This is a genomic window from Nocardia sp. NPDC051052 (assembly GCF_044456045.1).
Taxonomy (GTDB): Bacteria; Actinomycetota; Actinomycetes; order Mycobacteriales; family Mycobacteriaceae; genus Nocardia.
In genome coordinates this window covers 896,995-917,627 of the sequence record NZ_JBITFL010000002.1, presented here as the reverse complement: position 1 = coordinate 917,627, position 20,633 = coordinate 896,995, and the positions used below count along the sequence as shown (strand labels likewise).

Here is a 20,633-nt window from a genome sequence, read left to right as displayed (position 1 = left end):
CGCGATGCCGCGATGCCGCGATGCCGCGATGCCGCGATGCCGCGATGCCGCGATGCCGCGATGCCGCGATGCCGCGATGCCGCGATGCCGCGATGCCGCGATGCCGTGATGCGTCGCCTCGCGGACTGCTCAGGTGGCCCGCCGATTGCAGGTCGGCAAGCCTGCGGCGTGTCATGCGGCGAGTTGGCCTGCAGTTCACGGGTGCGTGTGGGGCGGCGTGATTGAGTGGACCGATGACGACACCCTCGCTTCGCCGCATCTTCGCGACCGCGTGCTTTGTGGTCGTTGCGCTCGGACTGGCGTCTTGTTCCTCGGACGATCCCAAGACGCCGAAGTCCACGCTGAACTTGACCGTTACGCCGGCGGCTCCGGGGTCGGCGCCGACGCACGTGACACTCACGTGCGAGCCGACCGGCGGCGATCACGCCAACGCCGAAGCGGCCTGTACCGCGTTGGCGGCGGTGGGTGGCGACTTCGACAAGCTCACCGGCGATCCCACCGCCGTCTGCGTGCAGGTCTATGAGCCGGTCGATGCCGCGGTGACCGGCACCTGGCAGGGCAAGCAGGTGGACTGGCGCAAGGTGTTCGGCAACAAGTGTGAACTGAGCGCCCGCACCACGCCAGTCTTCTAGCGCGCACCACCCCTGGTCTTCCACGTCAGGCGCACCACGCCGGTCTTCTAGGGCGCCCGCACCTCCGCTCTTTTAGGGCGCCCGCAGCGCGTCGATCTCGCGCTCGACCGCGGCGAGCAATTCGACCGGGCAACCCCCAATAGTCGTAGATGCCGCCGCGTTCCCGATTGCTGCCGCACACCACGAACACCCCGGTGCCGAGCGCGCGTTTGAGGTGACCCGCCAGCCAGCCGACGAACCCGCTGTTGTCCAGCCCGGCGGGGAAGTGGAACGAGAACAGGCCGAACTTCTCCACCTCGGCGCCGTCGGCCTCGGCGACTGGGACGAGCGCGCTCCACCTCTCCGCGTCGCGCACCACCGCCAGCGTGTGCGGGGTCAACGGCGGCGGGTCGGCCAGCGGGGATTCCCGGAAACACCACACGCCCGCGTGCACGTCGAGCTCGGCGGCCGCGATGACCTGCCGAAGTCGTTGCGCGGTCTGGGTTTCGGTCTCGATGCTGATGTCCACCACCGGGCAACGGTAGCGATCGGCCGCTCAAATAATTCTTTAACTGGCCGATCAGTTAATGATACGATCGCCGCATGGCCCGCACCGTCGACCCGAATCGTGTTGCCGAACGCCGGCGCGCCATCACCCTGGCCGCCGCCGAACTGTTCGCCGACCACGGCTACGAGCGCACCACGGCCACCCAGATCGCCCGTGCCGCCGGACTGAGCTCGGGCAGCGTCTTCTACTATTTCAAGGACAAGGCCGCCGTCTTTCGCTCGATCTTCGAGCAGTCGATTCCCGAGCACACCGAACTCATCGCGCGCCACATCGACCGAACCGATTGCCTCGCCGCCATTCTCGACATCGTCGACGGGCTGGCCGGCGAGGTGCTCGACTCGTCGGCACCCGGGCTGATGTTCGAGCTGCTGCGCCGTCTCGGCCACGACGAAGAATTGGCGAAGATCGTGCTGGACGACGCGCGACTCAGCGCCGAGGCCCTCGCCGCGCTACTCGATCGCGGCATCCGTACCGGGCAGATCGACCCGGGCTTCGAACCCAGGGAAACCGCGCGCTGGATTCTCGCCGTCGTCGACGGCGCTTTTCTCAACGCAGACCCCGCCGACCCATACGACCCGCGCCCGCTGGTGCGCGCGACCGTGTCCCGGCTGCTGCGACCGATCGAAACGGAGCACCCATGACGACCACGTCCGCGCCCACTGTGCTGCGCTTTTCCAAGGTTTGGGCCTGGCTGTTCGCGGTCGGCGGGCTCGCCGTCGGCTGCGGTATCGGTTTCGCCGTGCATCCCGTCGGCCGCTGGGTCACCGACACCTTCGACGGGAGCCCCGGGCCGCTCAAACTCGCGATGAGCGTGCCGACGGGGTGGCTCGTGGTGGTCACCACGCTCGTCGGAGCTGTTGCGGGCGTTGTGCTTTACGAGGCGGCCCGCGCCGAAAGCCTTACGCTCACCGTCGCCGATGATTACGTCGAGCTGGTGAAAGACGGTCGCGCGCAGCACGTGCCACGCAAGCGAGTCGCCGCCGTGTTCCGCGAGGGCGCCGACCTGGTGTTCACCGACCGGGACAAACGCCGGCTCGCGCGCTTCGGCGCAAACGACCTGAGCCGCACCGACATCGAGAACGCCTTGCGCGATCACGGCTATCCGTGGCTGGATCAGAATGACCCGTTCGGCGCGGACTACATCCGCTGGGTCGAGGGCCGCCCGGAGACCGGGCAGGCCGTCGACGCCGCCCTGCGCGCCCGTCGGCGCGCGCTCGCCGACGAAAAGCCCCTCGACGTCGAAGAACTCGACGAGGAACTGCTCGATCTCGGCGTTGACGTCCGGGATCGCCAGGGGGAGCAGCACATTCGAGTCTTCGACCTCTCGGGCTAGCACTACTCAGGCGAACACGGCCCGATTACGCTGTGCCCACTCGGCATAACTCGCGGGCAGCCGGCCGAGTACGCGCCGCACGTCCGGGCTGATCTCCTGCTCGGCGGCGGTCGGTTCGCCGAGAATCGACAGCGTGTGCTCGACCACCGGTTCGGGCATGAACTGCGACATCCCCGTATATGCCTGCGTCCGAGTCAATTCCACGAATCGGACCGGCGCGTCGAGCGCGGTGCCGATCGCCTCGGCCTGCTCCCGCGGCGTGCTCAGGGCGGGCCCGGTCAGCGTGTAAATCTGCTCGGCATGCCCGTCCTCGGACAACGCGGCGGCCGCCACCGCGGCGATATCGGCCGGATCGATGGACGGCAAACCGATCGCACCGAACGGTGCCGCGACCGTCCGCTCGGCCCGCACGGATTCCGCCCACGCATAGGTATTGGCGAAGAAACCCGACGGCCGCAGGATCGTCCAGTCCAACCCGGACCGTTGAATGGCCTGCTCGTAAGCGGTCAGCCGCGCATACCCATCGGCCCCGGCTCTGGTCGCCACGCCCTGCGACGACACGAACACCACCCGCCGGACACCGCCCGCCTTGGCGACCTCCAGCACCCGCTCCGGATCCGGCCCACCCATCAGCTGCTCGCCGGTGACGAGCAGAAACAGCGCGTCAGCACCCGCGACGGCAGGGGCGAGGCTGCCCGGATCGGCCAGATCGGCGATCACTGAACGCACACCGTCCGGCCACTCGACGTCCCTGCTGCCCCGCGAGACCGCGGTGACCTCCTGACCCGCCTCGGCCAGGTTCCGCACGAGGTGCGCGCCAATATTTCCCGTTGCTCCGGTAACCACGATCATTTTGCTCACTCCATTTAGTTAGTTGGCTGACTTAAATGAAGCTATCGGATGAACACCCAGCGTGTCTATAGTTAGTTATGTGACTAACTCAGCAGCCCAGGATCGCCCGAAGGGTGGTAAACGCGAGCGACTCGGCGCCGCCGCGGCCCGCGTGTTCCACGAGCAGGGGGTCGAGAAGACCACCATCGCCGACATCGCGCGCGCCGCCGACGTCCCGGTCGGCAACGTCTACTACTACTTCAAAACCAAGGACCAGCTGGTCCGGGCCGCGATCGGCGCGCACGACCAGGCGCTGAGCGTCCTGATCGCGATGCTCGAACAGCTGCCGACGCCACCGGACCGGCTCAAAGCGCTGATCGGCGGCTGGGTCGATGAGCGCGAGACGGCCGCCCGGTTCGGCTGTCCGTCGGGCACCCTCGCCACCGAACTGGACAAGCGCGCCGACGGCCTCGACCGCGAGCTCGCGGACGTCATGCGCCAGCTGGTCGACTGGATCGAGGGGCAGTTCGAGGCCATGGGCCGCCCGGATGCCAGGGAGCTCGCCGTCGCACTGTTCGCCGCCTATCAGGGAATCTCGTTGCTCACCAACACCTTTCGTGAGCCCGAACTGATGGTGGCGGAAGGGGATCGGCTGGCGCGCTGGATCGACTCGCTCGTGCCATGAGCCGCTGGCCCTCCGGAATTCTCGAACCACCCCTTGCATTCGATGCATTGCCGATATATCGTCGATAACATGAAGCAAACACGAGAGCATGAGGAGGCATTCATGGAACACCAAGGACATCGAGAATTCGGACGGCGCGGCCCCTGGCAGCGTCAGGGCGAGGACGTAGATCCCCGTCAGCGATTCCGCCGCGGCGGACGGCACGGTCACGGTCCCGACTTCGGGCCGGGCTTCGGCCCAGGTTTCGGGCCGGGCTTCGGACCGCACTTCGGTCGCGGTCGAGGCCGCGGCGGTCGTGGCAGGCGCGGCGACGTGCGGGCGGCGGTCTTGCTGCTGCTCACCGAGCGGCCGATGCACGGCTACGAGCTGATCCAGCAGATCCGCGAGCGCAGCGACGACGTCTGGCGTCCGAGCCCGGGGTCGATCTACCCCGCGCTGGCACAGCTGGAGGACGAGGGCCTGGTCCTCATCGAGAAGGTCGCCGGGCGCAAGACGGCTCAGCTGACCGAGACGGGCACCACCTACGTCACCGAGCACAAGGACGAACTGGGTGACCCGTGGGCGGACGTCAAGGAAGACGTCGGCGCGCAGGCCATCGACCTGCGGGAACTCGTCGGTCAACTGATGGGCGCGGTGGCGCAGGTCGCGCAGGCCGGTACTCCCGGTCAGGCGGCCAAGGCGGCGGAGCTGCTCACCGAGACCAGGAAGTCCCTTTACCGAATCCTGGCCGAAGATGAGACCCCCGAAAAGTAACGGGGGGTGAAACACCCCGCTGGAGCGCGCATTTGGGGCGGGTTCAGTAGATCATTGTGAGATGCGACAGTTCCGGGGTTTGTGGGTTTGGGGAATTTCACACTTGGGTAGGGTGATGCTGGTTGCCGCACTCGCCATAGTCGCGATGGTCGGCGCCGGCGCGGCACAGGCCGCGCCGACCGGCTACCGCCCGCCCGAGATCCCCACCCAGCCCGGCCCGCCGCAGTCCGATCATCTCGCCGCGGCAGCGTATCTCAAGAATCATACGAACGTGGTTCCGTTGCGCACCAATGATTTCGGCTGCAAGCCGAACGCCGCGCACCCGCGGCCGGTGGTGCTCGCACACGGCACCGATTCCAACGCCTACTCGGACTACTCGGCCATCGCGCCGCAGCTCGCCGCCGCCGGATTCTGCGTTTTCGCGCTCAACTACGGCGGCAGCCCGGGGGCCGACAGCTACGGCACCGAGGACGTGGTGCTCAGCTCGTATCAGATCGGCGACTTCGTCGACCAGGTGCTCGCCGCGACCGGTGCCACCCAGGTCGACCTGGTCGGCTTCTCCCAGGGCGCCACGGTGACCCGGTTCTATGTGAACAAGCTCGGTGGCGCGCCGAAGGTCGGCAAGTGGATCGGCCTCGCGTCACCGAGCTACGGCGGGGTGATGTACGGACTGGTGCCCATCGTGCAGGCGGTACCGGGCGGATTGCAGGCGTTCGCGCGGGTGACCTCGCTCGCCGCGGTGCAGCAGGCGCAGGGTTCACAGGTCATGGTCGAGCTCAACGCGGGCGGGGACACCGTGCCCGGCCCGAAGTACACGACGATCGGCAGCAAGGTCGACGAGATGATCCAGCCGAACAGCAATATCGCCTTGCGCGGGCCCGGCGCGGAGAACATCTCGCTGCAGGATCGGTGCCCGGTCGACCTGACCGGACACTTCCACATGGTCTACGACCCGTACGTGCAGCAGCTGCTGCTGACCGTGCTGGATCCGAGCAGCCCGGCGCCGGTCTGCCGTCCGGTGATGCTCGGCACCGGTATTCCGGAAGTGATCATCGCCGGGAACTCGTGAGCGAGCGTCAGCGAGTGAACCGTAGGTACAGTGCGCCCTCGCGCGCGACGGAACCGTGCGTCAGCGAGGTGGAGTCGTGAGCGAGCGTCAGCGAGTGAACCGTAGGTACAGTGCGCCCTCGCGCGCGACGGAACCGAGCGTCAGCGAGGTGGAGTCGTGAGCGAGCCGGGCGCAGGGCGGCCGGGCGGGGGACAGCTCACCCCGACCGACCGCAATGGAGTTCTACCAGCTTCGGGCTGCTGGATCGGGGACATTCGGTCGTCTCACTAGAATGAGACGACCGTGTTCGTCCGCTTCCGGGAGTTTGCCGTGACCATTCAGCCTGTTCGCCTGTTCGGCGATCCCATTCTGCGCGCCCGCGCGGCGGAGGTCACCGCATTCGACCGGGAACTGCAGCAGCTGGTGACCGACCTGACCGACACCATGCACGACGATGGTGGCGTCGGCATGGCCGCACCGCAGATCGGAGTGGGGTTGCGTGTTTTCGTGTACGACACTCATGACGCCGCGGGGCATCTGGTGAACCCGCGGTGGGAAGTGGTCGGCGACGAGGAGCAGGTCGGGCCCGAGGGCTGCCTATCGATTCCGGGGGTGCGCTACGACACACGGCGCGCGCTGCGGGTGCGGGCGACCGGCGTCGACATGCACGGTGCGCCGGTCGAATTCGCCGCCGAGGGACTGCTGGCCCGGTGCGTACAGCACGAGACCGACCATCTGGACGGTGTGCTGTTCATCGATCGGCTGGACCCGGCCGATCGCAAGGACGCGATGCGGACCATTCGTGAATCCAATTGGTTCAGTGCGGGTGTGACGGCGCGGCCGTCGCGGTCGGCCGGGGGGACGGCAGCCGGCGGGGCGGGTATACGCAGTGGTACCGGCCAAGCCAGTCCATTCGGGCGGGGTCGCTGATGCGCATCGTCTTCGCAGGCACGCCGGATCCGGCCGTGCCCTCGCTGCGGCGGTTGATCGAATCCGATCGCCACGAGGTGATCGCCGTGGTGACCAGGCCCGACGCCGTCGCCGGCCGCGGGAGGAAGGTGACGAGATCACCGGTCGGACTGCTGGCCGACGAACACGGAATTCCGGTGCTCACGCCGCGCCGGCCGTCCGAACCCGAGTTCATCGAAGAGCTCACCGCGCTGGCCCCCGACTGCTGTCCGGTGGTGGCCTACGGTGCGCTGCTGCCGCAACGAGTACTCGACGTCCCCCGGCTCGGCTGGATCAACCTGCACTTCTCGCTGTTGCCCGCCTGGCGCGGCGCGGCGCCGGTGCAGGCCGCGATCGACGCGGGCGACGAGTTCACCGGCGCGTCGACCTTCCAGATCGAGGCCGGGCTCGACACCGGTCCGGTGTTCGGCATGGTGACCGAGAAGATCGCCGTCACCGACACCGCGGGCGGGCTGCTCGACCGGCTCGCCATCAGCGGCGCGCAGTTGCTCGAAGCGACCCTCGACGGGGTGGAAGACGGGACCCTGCAAGGGGTTCCGCAGGCCACCGAGGGCGTCTCGCACGCTCCCAAGATCACCGCCGACGCCGCGCACATCCGTTGGGATCTGCCCGCGCTCGCCATCAACCGCCGCATCCGCGCCGTCACCCCGGCCCCCGGCGCGTGGACCGAGGTCGATGGCAATCGACTGAAGCTCGGTCCTGTCGAAATGGTCGAGGAAGAGCTGCCGCCGCGGAGCATCGAGGTCCGCAAGTCCGGCGTCTACGTCGGCACCGCGACCACCGCCCTGCGCTTGGATCAAGTTCAGCCGCAAGGCAAACGCATGATGGCGGCACTCGACTGGGCGCGCGGCGCGCGATTGCAGCCGGGCGCGGTGGTCGAGTGACGATCTTCGATCGTCAGATCGGCACGCCTCGAGCGCGGCCGATGGCACGCAGTCTTTCTATCCGTGGCGATGCGCCGCGACCTCGACGAGAGCGGTGGACCATGACAGCACGGTGCGAGATCAACCTGGCCGACGGGGCTGGTTTCGAGCAGTGCGCGGTGGTCGAATGACACCCCCGGAACGCAAGCGCGGCAACGAGTCTCGCGATTCTCAGCGCCCTGCACGGGCGAAGTCGGGCAGTTCCGACGAGCCGAATGGTGACCGCTCAGTGCGTCGGACGGGATCGTCGAAGCCGAGCGGAAGCGGCGCTCGGACCTCGGCGGGCCGATCGGAATCGGGGCGGGGCGGGGCGGTTCGAGGTGGTTCCCGCTCGGAGCAAGCCGGCCGGCCAGCCGCGTCGGCGAAACGTGGTGGCGGACCGAAGGATCGGGGAACTGCCTCGGGTGGACGTCCTGGTGCGAGCGATGCTGTCGACGCGCCGCGGCTCGTCGCACGCGATGTGTTGCGGGCGGTGCGGGAGCGAGACGCGTACGCGAATCTTGTGCTGCCCGGGCTGCTTCGGGAGCGGCGGATCACGGGGCGGGACGCGGCGCTGGCGACCGAGCTCACCTATGGGGCGTGCCGTTCGCGCGGGCTGCTCGACGCGGTGATCGAGGCGGGAGCGGGTCGGCCGATCGCGGAGATCGATGGGCCGTTGCTGGATGTGTTGCGGCTCGGGGTTTATCAGCTGCTGCGTACGCGGATCGGGGCGCACGCGGCGGTGGATACCTCGGTCGCTTTGGCGCGTGCCGAATTCGGTGCGGGCAAAGCGGGATTCGTGAACGCGGTGCTGCGGCGCGCCGGGGAGAAGACGGTCGAGGAGTGGGTGCGGCAGCTCGCGCCGTCGGATCCGGTGGGGCGGTTGGCATTCGAGTTCGCGCATCCGGTGTGGATCGCGCAAGCATTCGCCGACGCGCTCGGCGCACGGGCGGGGGAGCTGCGGGACGCGCTGGCCGCCGATGACGCGCGGCCCGCGGTCCACCTCGTTGCCCGGCCCGGTGAAATCACCGCCGAAGAATTGGCCCTGGTCACCGGTGGTGAAGAGGGCCGTTGGTCGCCATACGCGGTCTATTTGGACGGCGGCGATCCCGGCAAACTCGAACCGGTCCGCGAAGGCATGGCCGGTGTGCAAGACGAAGGCAGTCAGCTCGTCGCGCTCGCGTTGACCCGCGCGCCACTGCACGGGCCGGACGGCGGCCGCTGGCTGGACCTGTGCGCCGGACCGGGCGGCAAGGCCGCACTGCTCGGCTCCCTCGCCGCGATCGACGGCTTCCGCGTCGACGCGGTCGAACCCGCCGAACACCGCGCCGAACTCGTCCGCAAGTCCGTGCACGGCCTGCCCGTCGACGTCCACGTCAAAGACGGTCGCGACAGCGGACTCACCCCCGGCTACGACCGCATCCTGGTGGACGCGCCATGCACCGGCCTCGGCGCACTTCGCCGCCGCCCCGAGGCTCGCTGGCGCCGCACCCCCGCCGACGTCGCCGAACTGGTCACCCTGCAGCGCGAATTGCTCACCGCCGCATGGGATCTCCTCCGCCCCGGCGGCGTCCTCCTGTACTCCACCTGCTCCCCCCACCTCTCGGAAACCGTAGTAGTCGTAGCCGACACAGTCCGCCGCCTAGGCGCCGAACAACTCGACACCCGAGACCTCCTCCCCGGCGTCACCGACCTAGGCGACGGCCCCACCGCCCAACTCTGGCCCCACCGCCACGGCACCGACGCCATGTTCATGTCCGCCCTCCGCAAACCCTGACCACCCCGCACACCGCGCACGATTCACCCAACGATTTCGTGCGACGCGGTAGTCCTGATCGAGGGGGAACTGGTGTTGGTGGCTTCTCGGGCGATGCCGGCACCAGTTCCCCGTGATCAGTCGTCCAACGCTGATTCCATTTGTCCAAGCTTGGGCGCGTGGTAATCCTGCAGACTGGCGTTTATGGCATTGACGTGGGAAGACGTGGTCAAACTCGCCACTGCGCTGCCGGGGGTCGAGGAATCGACTTGGTGGCGCAGTCCGGCGTTGAAGGTGGGGGGTAAAGGGTTCGGGCTGTTGCGTATCGAGGCGGAGGGCGGCTTGGCGCTGGTGTGTGACCTGTCCGAGAAGGAGGCGTTGCTGGCCTCCGGTGACCCGGCGTTCTACACCACGCCGCATCACGACGGTCATGGGTTCATCCTCATCGATCTGGATCGCGTTGCCCCGGAACAGCTTCGCGAAATGCTCGATGACGCATGGTGGCTCACCGCCCCGCCCAAGGTGCGGGCGCAGCGTGAGTTCCAAACTTATTGAGCCGGCTACTCCCGGCTGGACTGTTCCCGCAGGCGCGCAAGGGTTTTCGCGAGGATGCGGGAGACGTGCATTTGTGAGATCCCCATCTGCTGGGCGATCTGGGTCTGCGTCATCGATTCGAAGAACCGCATGGTGAGGATGCGCCGCTCCCGCTCGGGCAGCCCGGCCAGCAGTGGGCGAATCGCGACATACTCTTCGACGCGGTCGAATTGGGTCTCTTCCTCACCGAGGGTGTCCAGCAGTGAGGCGTCGGTGTCGCGGCCGAGGGTGGCCGCGTCGATGGAGCTCGGCTGGTAGGCGTTGCCCGCGATGACGGCCTGGGTCACCTCGTCCGGGTCGACGTCGAGTTCCGCGGCGATCTCTTTGGCGGTCGGCGATCGGCCGAGGCGCTGGGAGAGCGCGTCGATGGCCGCGCCGATGCGCAGATGGGTTTCCTTGACCCGGCGCGGCACCCGCATGGCCCAGGTGTTGTCGCGGAAGTAGCGGCGGACCTCGCCCATGATGGTCGGCACCGCGAAGGACAGGAAGTTGGAGCCGCGCTCGACGTCGAAGCGGTCGACCGCGTGCACCAGCCCGACCCGCGCCACCTGGGTGAGATCGTCGAACGGCTCACCGCGCCCGCTGAATTTGCGCGCGATGTGATCGGCGAGCGGGATGCAGCGGCTGATCAGTTCGGCACGGATCGCGGTGTGCCGCGCGGTCCCCGGCTTGCTCGCGCCGAGCTGTTCGAAGAGCAACCCGACGTCGTCGTAGCTGGCGACGGTCTTTACGGCTTCGAGGGTTTCGGTTTCCTCGGCGGCATCCTCGGTGGTGACGGTCTCCGCGTCGTCGGCGGGGGTTTCCGCCTCATCGGTGACGGTATCGGCGTTGTCGTCGCGATCGGAGTCGAACACGGTGTCCTCGTCCGCCACTACGCTTTCCCCCGGACCCGACGGAACTCGACCGTCGTCGGATATCCGGAAATCGTCGAATCGAACGAGTCCTGGGTGGCCTGTACCTCGTCGGTGAGCGTGCGCAGCACATGCCAGCCGAAGCTGCGCTGATCCGGCAAGCCCGCCTTGGCGGCGATACCACTGACGCGGACCAGCAGTTCGGTCTCGCCGACGGTGAATCGACAGTTCAAGCTGGTGTCGGGCGCGGCGACAGCGATCAGCGTGGAGCAGACCTCGTCGACGGCCAGCCGGATGTCGGCCACCTCGTCCAGCGTGAAATCGCTTAGTAGCACCAGAGTTTCGGCGAGCCCACGAACGATGGGCAGCTGTGTGACCGATGCGGCCACCCGAATCTCCACCGGGGTGCTGTAGAGCCCCTGTTCCGCCGAAATGTTGATCACCCTCATCAGGCTACCCACTCGCGCGCTGGGCAACCCCCACTACCGATAGACTGCGACGTTGTGTCCACCCCGACTTACGCGCGACCGGCCGTCCCGATGATCGCCCCCTCCATCCTTTCCGCCGACTTCGCGCACCTCGCGGACGAGGCGCGAGCGGTCGCCGGCGCCGACTGGCTACACGTCGATGTGATGGACGCGCACTTCGTGCCGAACCTGACAGTTGGGCTCCCGGTGGTCGAGAGCCTGCTGAAGGCGACCGATATTCCCCTCGACTGCCATCTCATGATCGATGACCCGGGTCGTTGGGCACCACCGTACGCCGAGGCGGGCGCGCACAATGTGACTTTCCACGCCGAGGCGACCGACGATCCGGTCGCGGTGGCCCGCGATATTCGCGCGGCGGGCGCCAAGGCCGGTCTCTCGGTGAAGCCGAACACGCCGATCGAGCCGTACCTGGAGATTCTGCGGTCGTTCGACACGCTGCTGGTGATGAGCGTCGAGCCCGGTTTCGGCGGTCAATCGTTCATCGCCGAGGTGCTGGACAAGGCCCGCACGGTGCGCAGGCTGGTCGACGCGGGCGAGCTGCGGCTGCTGGTGGAGATCGACGGCGGCATCAATACCGACACCATCGAGGCCGCCGCGGAGGCGGGCATCGACTGCTTCGTCGCCGGGTCCGCGGTGTACAACACGGCGGATCCGAGTGCCGCCGTCGAGAAGCTGCGCAGGCAAGCCGCCGCGCTGCGAACGGCCTGATCCGCGAAATCGCTTACAACGCGCGGACTTTGCGGGTGCCGATGGCACGGGTCGCCTCGATCACCGCGTTGAGCGGCGGCCGGGTGGTCGCCGACTCGGGCGGGCGGATCCAGGTGCGATAGCCGGTGTGCTCGTCGTCCGGTGACGGCAGCACCACCTGACTGCCGGTGCAGGCGACCGTCGCGTACATCCGGAACAGCTCGGCGGAGACCGCGGCGCTCAGGGTGTCCGGGCGGTACGGGCCGGTCAGGAAGGTCCAGCGCTTGGCGCGCGGATGATCGACGATCGGCCCGGCGATGGTGGCCTGCTCGAGCCGTTGCCGCACTCGCTCGCCGAGATCGGCGGGCATGGTGATGGCACCGTAATGGGCGCCGATATGCAGCAGAATGCGACGCGAAGTGGGATCGATCGAGGCGGGCAGGTGCAATTCGCGGCGGTACTGCACGCAGCGAACTTCCAGCGTCGAATCGAGAAGAGTGGTCACTCCGCGCCCCCAACTATGTCGAACTTGATTTGACCCACTGTGGTTATCTGACTTCCTCGAGTGGTGGACAATCCCTGGGTCGAACTTCCTGGGTCCGCAGGAGCGTCACCAGGTCGAACGGTTCAGCATTGAACTGCTCGGGTCGGAAGTTGAACGGTAGGAATCAGCTACATAACAATATTGCGTCTATTTCGGTCACGGCGCAAGCAAACGTTAAAAGCGTGTCGCAACTGGGTATGCGGAAGATTCGCGGGTTTGCTAGAAGTCTGCAAAACGCAACTATGCGGTATCAATAGTGCGATCAAACAATTCTTGTCGACAACAAATGCGCGTTATATCCGCATGTTCGAACTCAATTCAGTATTAATTCGTTATTGGCCGTTTGCTCTGGCGGGCGTCGCCTGGCCGATGGTTTGGTTCCCTGCGCGGTTGCCGGGAACCGGTCCGAAGGTTCCTTGGGTGGAACCGTGCTGCCGGCTACGACGAGCCGTCGTTAAGCTGGGGTCCAGCGGCATCGACCGGCGGGAATACCCGTCGCTGCCGGGCTGTTCCGCAACCGGGGACAACGACGCGATAGGGAGTCAGGCATGTTCACAGGCATCGTCGAGGAACTGGGCGAGATCGTCGCCACCGAGCGGCTGGCCGACGCCGCCCGGCTGACGATCCGGGGCGCGCTGGTGACCTCCGATGCCGGGCACGGCGATTCGATCGCGGTGAACGGCGTATGCCTGACCGTCGTCGAGGTAGTCGGCGGCGATTCGTTCACCGTCGACGTGATGCAGGAGACGCTGAACCGCTCCAGCATCGGCAAGCTGGACACCGGCTCCAAGGTCAACCTGGAACGGGCCGCCGCGCTGAACAGCCGCCTCGGCGGACACCTCGTGCAAGGCCACGTCGACGGCACCGGCACCGTGCTCTCCCGCACCCCCTCGGAGAACTGGGAGGTCGTGCGCGTCTCCCTGCCCGACGCGATCGCCCGCTATGTGGTGGAGAAGGGCTCGATCACCGTCGACGGCATCTCGCTCACCGTTTCCGGCCTCGGCATCGCCGACGAGCCCGCCGAAGCCGACAGCAGGGATTGGTTCGAGGTCTCGCTCATCCCCACCACACTCGCCCTGACAAACCTGGGCTTTGCCACCGTCGGCACGACGGTCAACCTGGAGGTGGACGTCATCGCCAAGTACGTCGAACGATTGCAGCAGCGCGGGTGAACGGCCGGGCGGTCAACATCCGCGAGCCAGGCCGTAGTGTAGGGGCGGACCTATTTCGAGATGGAGCACAACAGACGTGACCAGGTTCGACACCATCGAGCGCGCAGTCGCCGACATCGCCGCCGGTAAAGCCGTTGTCGTCGTCGACGACGAGGACCGCGAGAACGAGGGCGACCTCATTTTCGCGGCCGAGAAGGCCACCCCGGAGCTGGTGGCCTTCATGATTCGCTACACCTCCGGTTATATCTGTGTGCCGCTGACGGGTGACGACTGCGACCGCCTCGGCCTGCCGCCGATGTACGCGATGAACCAGGACAAGCACGGCACCGCCTACACCGTGTCGGTCGACGCCCGCGAGGGCATCACCACGGGTATCTCGGGTGCCGACCGCGCCACCACCATGCGGCTGCTCGCCTCCGACGAGGCCAAGGCCGACGACTTCACCCGGCCCGGTCACGTGGTGCCGTTGCGCGCGAAGGACGGTGGCGTGCTGCGCAGGCCCGGCCACACCGAGGCCGCGGTCGACCTGTCCCGAATGGCAGGCCTGCGTCCGGCGGGCGTGATCTGCGAGATCGTCAGCCAGAAGGACGAGGGCCACATGGCCCGCACCGAGGAGCTGCGCGTCTTCGCCGACGAGCACAACCTCGCGATGATCTCCATCGCCGACATGATCGCCTGGCGGCGCAGGCACGAGAAGCACGTCATCCGGGTCGCCGAGGCGCGGATCCCCACGGCGCACGGCGAATTCATGGCCGTCGGTTACCAGAGCATCTACGACGAGGTCGAGCATGTCGCGCTGGTGCGCGGCGATCTCGCCGACGGCGACGATGTGCTGGTGCGGGTGCATTCGGAGTGCCTCACCGGTGACGTGTTCGGCTCGCTGCGCTGCGACTGCGGGCCGCAGCTGGACGCCGCGCTGGAAATGGTGGCCGAGGAAGGCCGCGGCGTGGTGCTCTACATGCGCGGGCACGAGGGCCGCGGCATCGGGCTGATGCACAAGCTGCAGGCCTACCAGCTGCAGGACTCCGGCCACGACACGGTCGACGCGAACCTGGAGCTCGGGCTGCCCGCCGACGCGCGGGACTACGGCACCGGCGCGCAGATCCTGGTCGATCTCGGGATTCGCTCGATGCGGCTGCTCACCAACAATCCGGCCAAGCGGGTCGGCTTGGACGGTTACGGCCTCGCGATCACCGAACGGGTGCCGATGCCGTTGCGCGCCAACGCCGAAAACCTGCGGTACCTGCGGACCAAGCGCGACCGGATGGGCCACGACCTGATCGGGCTCGACGACATCGATCTGGGCGAGACCGCCCGCTAAATCACGGAGAGGCAGACATCGATGAGCGGTACCGGCGTACCGACTTTCGCGCTCGCGGATGCCAAGGACCTGAAACTCGGCATCGTCGCGTCGCGCTGGCACACCACGATCTGCGACACCCTGGTGGCGAACGCCGAGCAGGTGGCCAAGGACGCCGGAGTCCTGCACGTCACGGTGGTGCGGTGCGCGGGCGCGATGGAGCTGCCGGTGGTGGCACAGGAGCTGGCTCGCTCACACGACGCGGTGGTCGCGCTCGGTGTGGTGATCCGTGGTGGCACACCGCATTTCGAGTACGTCTGTGATGCGGTGACCGCCGGGCTCACCCGGGTCTCGCTGGATGCGGGCACACCCGTTGCGAACGGAGTGCTCACCACCAACGACGAGGAGCAGGCACTGGACCGCGCCGGGCTACCCGGTTCCGCCGAGAACAAGGGCGAGCAGGCTTGTGCGGCGGCACTCGATGCCGCGCTCACGCTGCGTTCGCTTCGGCAGTCGGCGTAGTGGGCGAGCGGACTCACTACGTGCCGCTGGTCCAGGTTGGCCGGAGTCGGTCTGACTGGGCGTTGTCAGCTGAGGTTGGGCGGGATTCGCCTCGCGGGGCGTTGCCAACTGAGGTCGGGCGGGATTTGTTTCGCGGGGCGGTGTCGTCCGGGGTTGTGCGGCCGTCCTACCGTGCGTTGCTCGGCGAGGTCCGTCCTGTTGGGCGTTTTCGGCAACGCACGTGGAGGTGCGCGTAACTCATGCCTGTCGCACGTATCTTTCGAAGGAACGCTGAAACTGTTGCGGGACAGGGTGATCCGTCCCACTGGGAGCTCGAGGTGCGTCCGCGGCGTGCGGTGCGTACCGCACGGATCGTCGCCGCCGTGATCGCTGTCGCCTTCCTCGCCGGCGGCATCTGGCTGCGTAGCGGATCGACCGGCGTGAACTTCCGGGTCGCCGACCAACTCGCGATGATCGGCATCGGCCTACTCATCGCCGCCGCCGTCCTGCTGCTCACCCGCCCCCGCGTGCGTGTCGGTGCCACCGGTGTCTCGGTCCGAAACATCCTGGGCGACAGTGACTTTCCCTGGGACACCGTCCGCGGTGTCACCTTCCCCGACAAAAAAGCCTGGGCCCGCCTGGAACTCGTCAATGACGACTACGTTCCCATGCTCGCCATCCGTTCCAACGACAAGGAACACGCCGCCCAGGCCATGGACAAACTCCGCGAACTCGGCGCGAAGTACACCGCCGACCAGGAGTGACTCGGGGACGACGACACGGTTCGCGTGTCGGGGGTTCATGCGGCGGCAAGGCGTGGGTGGGCCGTTAGCCTGCACTTATGCAGACCGGTGCGCTCGTCCTTGCGGCGGCCCTCGCCGAGGATCCGCTGATGACTTATCTCTGGCCGCGGCCGGCAATGCGGGCACACGCGTTGCCGGACTTCTGGGATTCGCGCCTCGCGTCGCGCGCCGACACGGGCATGGTCGACTCGGCGTGTGACGAGGACGGGAACATCGTCAGCGTCGCGCTGTGGGAACCCGCCGGCATCGTCACATCGATCGCCAAGCCGTTCAGCCTGCTCCGAGCGCTGAAGGGGCACCTGCCGCGAGCACTCGCGGCGTCGCGCCAAATGGAAGACGTCCGCCCCGACACACCACACTTGTATCTGGCCGCAGTCGGCACCCGCCCGGACTCCCAACGACGAGGCTTCGCGTCATCGTTACTCGAACAACGCCTCGCCAGCTCCGTCGAACCCTGCTTCGTGGTCTGCAATTCCCGCGCGACCATCCCCTTCTACGAACGCTTCGGCTTCGTCCAGCAAGGCGAGCTCACGATCGACCACGGCCCCGTCGTCTACCCCATGCTCCTATCCCGCTGACCCCGATACCCAGCCTTCGTGATGACAGCGACGACGTGCTGGTCAGCGGTCGTCGCCGAGGACCGCACCTTCGCGGCGGGGGTCGGCGCCGCCTACCCAGCCTTCGCCGTCGTGTTGTAGTGCGCTGAGGCCACTGGATTGGGGGGCTACCGACACCTTGTGTCCTAGTTCGCGGAGGCGGGTTACCAGCGGGTCGTTGTTGCCGTTGTCGGTGGTGTTGATGCTCGGGTGTTCGCCGCCGAGGCCGGTTTCCGGGCTGTTGCCCGCGCCGAAGGAGAGGGCGGAGACGGCCTGTTGCGGGTCGAGGCCCCAATCCAGCATGCCGATGAGGGTTTTCACGACGAACTGGATGATCACCGAACCGCCGGGGGAGCCTGCGACGTGGGTGAGGGGGCCGCGGCTGCCGTCGGGTGCCTTGTCGAAGACCAGGGTGGGGGCCATGGAGCTGCGCGGGCGCTTGTTGGGCTGGACGCGGTTGGCCACGGGGGCGCCGTCGGTGCCGAGTGGGTCGGCGGAGAAGTCGGTGAGCTGGTTGTTCAGCACGAAGCCGTCGACGATGTGGAAGGAACCGAAGGCGGATTCCACGGTGGTGGTCATGGCGGCGGCGTTGCCGTACTTGTCCACCACGGAGATGTGGCTGGTGCCGTGTTCCGGCGGCTGCGGGCCGACGCCGACCGGGACGGGGCCGAAGTCGCCGGGCTGTGCGGTGCCCATGCTGTGGCCGCGGTCGATCAGCGCGGAGCGCTGCTTCAGGTAGTCCTTGTTCAGCAGGGTCTGCGGTGAATTGCCGGGCAGCGGAATGAAATCGGTGTCGGCGACGTACTTGTTGCGGTCGGCGTAGGCGAGGCGCTCGGCCTCCGAGATGAGGTGGACCGCGTCGGCCTTGGGCTTGCCACCGTTGCGGGCGTCGGCACCGGAGCCGAGGTTGTCCGGCGGCAGGGCGGCGAGGTCGAAGTTCTCCAGGATGCCGAGGGTCGAGGCGACCGTGATGCCGCCGGAGGACGGGCTCGGCATGCCGCAGATCTCGTGCGTGCGGTAGCTGGTGCACAGGGCGGTGCGCTTCTTCGCCTGGTAGTTCGCCAGGTCGGTGGTCGTGATCAGGCTGGGGGTGCGGCCGCCGGAAGTGGTGGTGGCCGCGTCCACGATGTCCTGCGCGATGGCGCCGGTGTAGAAGGCCTGGGCACCGTCGGAGGCGATGGCTCCCAACGTCTTCGCCATCGCCGGATTGGTCAGCATGGTGTCGGCGGGCTTGGCGGTGCCGTCGGGATTCAGGAAGTACGCCTTCGCGGCATCGTCCAGGGCGAGGTCTTTGGCCGACTCCGCGATCTGTCCGGCGAAGCGGGGGCTGATCGGGAATCCGTGATCGGCGAGCTGGATGGCCGGGTCGAACAGTTCGCGCCAGCCCGTCTTGCCGTGGTCGCGATGCGCCATCTCGAGCATCCGCAGAACGCCGGGTACGCCGATGGATCGCCCACTGGCCCGCGTGTTCGGCTTCGGCTGCGATCGATCGACGTCATCGACCCAGCGCAGATAGTTCTCGGTCGCCGCGGCGGGCGCGACCTCACGTCCGTCGTAGGCGTCGACGGATTTGCTGGCCGCGTCGTAGTACATCAGGAACGAGCCGCCGCCGAGGCCCGAGGCCTGCGGCTCCACCAAGCCGAGCACCGCCTGAGCCGCGATCAGCGCGTCCGCGGCGGTGCCGCCGTCCCGCAAGACCGCGCACGCCGCTTTCGTCGACACCGGGTTGGCCGTTGACACCGCGAACGTCTTCGTGTGGACCGGCGTCATCCCCGACCGGTATCCGGTGGCGATCTCCGGGTTGGTGCTGATGTCCTGCGTCTTACCGCCCGCGGCACCCGTGGGCGTCGCGGCCACCGGCGTTCCGTTCGGCACCGTGTCGCAGACGCCGGCTGCTTTGTCCTCGTCGGACGAACAAGCCGTGACTGTCCCGAGGGCGAGCAGCAAAGCCGCCGCCACACCCGTCCACGTTCCTCGCGCGCGCCTCATGGGGGGACTCTAACGCTCGGCACCGACACCGGGGAGGGGTTTGTCGTACCAACCGGGGGCGGCGGTTCGTCGATCAACAACATTGAGGCGGTTCATCGATCGCGCCGGAGGTTTCGTCGCGCCGAGGGTTCTCGCCTGTCGGGATGAACTCGGTTGCGCACCACCGCCTATCGCCAGGAACCGGCCGGTCCGTCGCGGCCCGCGGCGCCATGGCCTGCGACGACCTCGCGCACCGCAGACCGGTCGGTAGGCTGGTCCGGTGACGATCGAGGCGGTGCTCTTCGACTATTCCGGGACCTTGTTTCGACTGGAGGACGACGATTCGTGGGTCGACCAGATGGTCGACGCCGACGGCCGCGCCTTCGACGTGCACGAGAAAACCGAGATCCTGCGCAGGATGACCGCACCGGTCGAGCAACTCGTGCAGTTCGGCACCGACGGCCAATACGCCTGGGACAACCGCGACCTGGACCCGAAGCTGCATCGCCGGGCCTATACGGAGGTCCTGCGCAAGTCCGGCGTGCCGACCGACGACCAGGCGGCCATCCTCTACCAGCGCCTCATCGATCCACTGACCTGGACGCCCTACCCCGACGTCGAAGAGGTCCTCACGCTGCTTGCCGCCCAAGGCATTCAGGTCGCCGTGGTGAGCAACATCGCCTTCGACATCCGCCCCGCCTTCACCACCCGGAACTGGGACCGATACATCGACGCCTTCGCCCTCTCCTTCGAAATCGGCGCGGTGAAACCCGATCCCCGCATCTTCGCCGCCACCCTGGACAAGCTCGGCGTCGAACCCGAGGCGGCCCTGATGGTCGGCGACAGCGCCGAGGCGGACGGCGGCGCGACCGCCCTCGGCTGCCGATTCGCCCTGGTCGACCCGCTCCCGTCCCAAGAGCGCCCGTCCGGCCTGCTCGACGCCCTACGCGGTCACGGACTTTCGCGCTGACAATGATCGGTCCGGGCTGATCACGGTCGGGTCATTTTTGGGTCACGGTCATCGCGCCCGAGTTGTCCGACTCTCCCCGGTGATCTAGCGTTCTGCCCGCGCGCCCGTTGACTCGGGCCGAGTGTGGATCGGCAGTGGGGGGAGCGCCATGGGCGCCGAATTTTCGGACGATGATCTGGCCGTCGCCGAGCGATTATGGGCGCTGGGAGCGATGCCCGAGCCCGCGCGGGAAGCCAGGGAAGCGGCCCTGGGGCTGGCCGGATTCGGCGTCGCGTACGCGGCCCTGATGGGCCTGATGCTCGGGGGCGAAGCCGCGGGTGGTGCGGCGATCCAGTTCCTGTTCAGCTGGCTGCTCGCCCTGGTCGTCTGGGGATTCACCCGCGGCGCGAACGGTGTGCGCGTGCTGGCGATCATCCTGGCCGTCGCGCAGGCCGTGGTCGGCTGGCGAACCCACCCGCTCGACGTGCCGTTCGAGCAATGGATCGTGGCGGCGCTCTATTCACTCGCCGCGTCGACCGCCGTCGTCTACCAACTGAACCGCGCCGAAACCAGGACGTGGTTCGACATCGACGAGGCGTACGGCTCGTAACGGAAACGCTCCTGTCTGGCAGTGTGTTTCGGCGGATCACCGCGCGACCGTCCGGCCGGGCGCGCTGAACCCGGCGCTGTGCCAGACCTGTCGGACGTGCTCGATAGGCTTGAT

24 protein-coding genes are annotated in these 20,633 nt (G+C 67.6%); 18 read left to right on the top strand and 6 right to left on the bottom strand.

Annotated elements, in window-relative coordinates; translation table 11 throughout:
- Positions 1–233 precede the first annotated feature (233 nt).
- The gene (locus ACIBCN_RS09365; RefSeq protein WP_396991001.1) at positions 234–632 is read left to right on the top strand and encodes an SSI family serine proteinase inhibitor; all 399 of its coding nucleotides are present in this window, start codon (positions 234–236) and stop codon (positions 630–632) included.
- A gap of 25 nt (positions 633–657) precedes the next feature.
- Here ACIBCN_RS09365 and ACIBCN_RS09360 read toward each other — a convergent pair whose 3' ends face one another.
- Positions 658–1,143, bottom strand: a complete 486-nt coding sequence (locus ACIBCN_RS09360) for a DUF6196 family protein (RefSeq protein WP_396991000.1) — start codon at positions 1,141–1,143, stop codon at positions 658–660.
- A gap of 71 nt (positions 1,144–1,214) precedes the next feature.
- Here ACIBCN_RS09360 and ACIBCN_RS09355 point away from each other — a divergent pair, with 71 nt between their 5' ends.
- Both ACIBCN_RS09355 and ACIBCN_RS09350 read left to right on the top strand, forming a co-directional pair.
- On the top strand, positions 1,215–1,820 hold the full coding sequence (locus ACIBCN_RS09355; RefSeq protein WP_396990999.1) for a TetR/AcrR family transcriptional regulator: 606 nt from the start codon (positions 1,215–1,217) through the stop codon (positions 1,818–1,820).
- Positions 1,817–2,512, top strand: a complete 696-nt coding sequence (locus tag ACIBCN_RS09350) for a hypothetical protein (protein WP_396990998.1) — start codon at positions 1,817–1,819, stop codon at positions 2,510–2,512. The genes ACIBCN_RS09355 and ACIBCN_RS09350 overlap by 4 nt, the downstream gene beginning before the upstream one ends.
- Before the next feature lie 6 nt (positions 2,513–2,518).
- On the opposite strand, the gene ACIBCN_RS09345 is transcribed toward ACIBCN_RS09350, so the two are convergent.
- Complete coding sequence (locus tag ACIBCN_RS09345; RefSeq protein ID WP_396990997.1) at positions 2,519–3,364, bottom strand: NAD(P)H-binding protein; 846 nt, start codon at positions 3,362–3,364, stop codon at positions 2,519–2,521.
- A 79-nt stretch (positions 3,365–3,443) separates the two neighbouring features.
- Here ACIBCN_RS09345 and ACIBCN_RS09340 point away from each other — a divergent pair, with 79 nt between their 5' ends.
- The 7 genes from ACIBCN_RS09340 to ACIBCN_RS09310 all read left to right on the top strand — a co-directional run bounded on the left by ACIBCN_RS09340 (position 3,444) and on the right by ACIBCN_RS09310 (position 10,011).
- Positions 3,444–4,028 carry a TetR/AcrR family transcriptional regulator gene (locus tag ACIBCN_RS09340; protein WP_396990996.1) on the top strand — a complete coding sequence of 195 codons (585 nt, stop codon included), beginning with the start codon at positions 3,444–3,446 and terminating at the stop codon, positions 4,026–4,028.
- Between the two features lie 69 nt (positions 4,029–4,097).
- The gene (locus ACIBCN_RS09335) at positions 4,098–4,781 is read left to right on the top strand and encodes a PadR family transcriptional regulator (RefSeq protein ID WP_396990994.1); all 684 of its coding nucleotides are present in this window, start codon (positions 4,098–4,100) and stop codon (positions 4,779–4,781) included.
- 115 nt (positions 4,782–4,896) lie between these two features.
- Entirely contained in the window at positions 4,897–5,850 is a 954-nt protein-coding gene (locus ACIBCN_RS09330; RefSeq protein WP_396990993.1) for an esterase/lipase family protein, read from the top strand.
- Between the two features lie 309 nt (positions 5,851–6,159).
- On the top strand, positions 6,160–6,759 hold the full coding sequence (def, locus tag ACIBCN_RS09325; RefSeq protein WP_396990992.1) for a peptide deformylase: 600 nt from the start codon (positions 6,160–6,162) through the stop codon (positions 6,757–6,759).
- Entirely contained in the window at positions 6,759–7,682 is a 924-nt protein-coding gene (gene fmt, locus ACIBCN_RS09320) for a methionyl-tRNA formyltransferase (protein WP_396990991.1), read from the top strand. The genes def and fmt overlap by 1 nt, the downstream gene beginning before the upstream one ends.
- A gap of 268 nt (positions 7,683–7,950) precedes the next feature.
- Positions 7,951–9,477, top strand: a complete 1,527-nt coding sequence (locus ACIBCN_RS09315; protein ID WP_396990990.1) for an RsmB/NOP family class I SAM-dependent RNA methyltransferase — start codon at positions 7,951–7,953, stop codon at positions 9,475–9,477.
- A 183-nt stretch (positions 9,478–9,660) separates the two neighbouring features.
- Positions 9,661–10,011 carry an MmcQ/YjbR family DNA-binding protein gene (locus ACIBCN_RS09310; protein WP_396990989.1) on the top strand — a complete coding sequence of 117 codons (351 nt, stop codon included), beginning with the start codon at positions 9,661–9,663 and terminating at the stop codon, positions 10,009–10,011.
- Between the two features lie 5 nt (positions 10,012–10,016).
- On the opposite strand, the gene ACIBCN_RS09305 is transcribed toward ACIBCN_RS09310, so the two are convergent.
- Together ACIBCN_RS09305 and ACIBCN_RS09300 are read right to left on the bottom strand one after the other, a co-directional pair.
- On the bottom strand, positions 10,017–10,922 hold the full coding sequence (locus ACIBCN_RS09305; protein ID WP_396990988.1) for an RNA polymerase sigma factor SigF: 906 nt from the start codon (positions 10,920–10,922) through the stop codon (positions 10,017–10,019).
- A complete protein-coding gene (locus ACIBCN_RS09300; RefSeq protein WP_396990987.1) occupies positions 10,922–11,344 on the bottom strand; it encodes an ATP-binding protein in 423 nt (140 codons plus the stop codon). Before ACIBCN_RS09300 ends, ACIBCN_RS09305 begins: the two co-directional genes overlap by 1 nt.
- Positions 11,345–11,440: 96 nt before the next feature.
- Between ACIBCN_RS09300 and rpe the strand changes: the two genes are divergently transcribed.
- Entirely contained in the window at positions 11,441–12,097 is a 657-nt protein-coding gene (gene rpe, locus ACIBCN_RS09295) for a ribulose-phosphate 3-epimerase (protein WP_396991177.1), read from the top strand.
- 13 nt (positions 12,098–12,110) lie between these two features.
- Here rpe and ACIBCN_RS09290 read toward each other — a convergent pair whose 3' ends face one another.
- Complete coding sequence (locus ACIBCN_RS09290) at positions 12,111–12,581, bottom strand: hypothetical protein (RefSeq protein ID WP_396990986.1); 471 nt, start codon at positions 12,579–12,581, stop codon at positions 12,111–12,113.
- A 587-nt stretch (positions 12,582–13,168) separates the two neighbouring features.
- Here ACIBCN_RS09290 and ACIBCN_RS09285 point away from each other — a divergent pair.
- From ACIBCN_RS09285 to ACIBCN_RS09265, 5 genes are all read left to right on the top strand, one after another.
- A complete protein-coding gene (locus tag ACIBCN_RS09285) occupies positions 13,169–13,792 on the top strand; it encodes a riboflavin synthase (protein ID WP_396990985.1) in 624 nt (207 codons plus the stop codon).
- 76 nt (positions 13,793–13,868) lie between these two features.
- Complete coding sequence (locus ACIBCN_RS09280) at positions 13,869–15,113, top strand: bifunctional 3,4-dihydroxy-2-butanone-4-phosphate synthase/GTP cyclohydrolase II (RefSeq protein WP_396990984.1); 1,245 nt, start codon at positions 13,869–13,871, stop codon at positions 15,111–15,113.
- A 21-nt stretch (positions 15,114–15,134) separates the two neighbouring features.
- Positions 15,135–15,614, top strand: a complete 480-nt coding sequence (ribH, locus tag ACIBCN_RS09275; protein WP_396990983.1) for a 6,7-dimethyl-8-ribityllumazine synthase — start codon at positions 15,135–15,137, stop codon at positions 15,612–15,614.
- Positions 15,615–15,931: 317 nt separating this feature from the next.
- Positions 15,932–16,357, top strand: coding sequence for a PH domain-containing protein (locus ACIBCN_RS09270; protein ID WP_396990982.1), 426 nt, complete (start codon positions 15,932–15,934; stop codon positions 16,355–16,357).
- A gap of 77 nt (positions 16,358–16,434) precedes the next feature.
- Complete coding sequence (locus ACIBCN_RS09265; RefSeq protein WP_396990981.1) at positions 16,435–16,974, top strand: GNAT family N-acetyltransferase; 540 nt, start codon at positions 16,435–16,437, stop codon at positions 16,972–16,974.
- 42 nt (positions 16,975–17,016) lie between these two features.
- Here the strand turns inward: ACIBCN_RS09265 and ACIBCN_RS09260 are convergent, their stop codons facing one another.
- Positions 17,017–18,981 (bottom strand): gamma-glutamyltransferase family protein, encoded by a 1,965-nt coding sequence (locus tag ACIBCN_RS09260; protein ID WP_396990980.1) that lies wholly within the window; start codon positions 18,979–18,981, stop codon positions 17,017–17,019.
- Between the two features lie 259 nt (positions 18,982–19,240).
- Between ACIBCN_RS09260 and ACIBCN_RS09255 the strand changes: the two genes are divergently transcribed.
- The gene (locus ACIBCN_RS09255) at positions 19,241–19,930 is read left to right on the top strand and encodes an HAD family hydrolase (protein ID WP_396990979.1); all 690 of its coding nucleotides are present in this window, start codon (positions 19,241–19,243) and stop codon (positions 19,928–19,930) included.
- Between the two features lie 148 nt (positions 19,931–20,078).
- Positions 20,079–20,519, top strand: a complete 441-nt coding sequence (locus tag ACIBCN_RS09250) for a hypothetical protein (protein WP_396990978.1) — start codon at positions 20,079–20,081, stop codon at positions 20,517–20,519.
- The last annotated feature ends 114 nt before the right edge of the window (positions 20,520–20,633 follow it).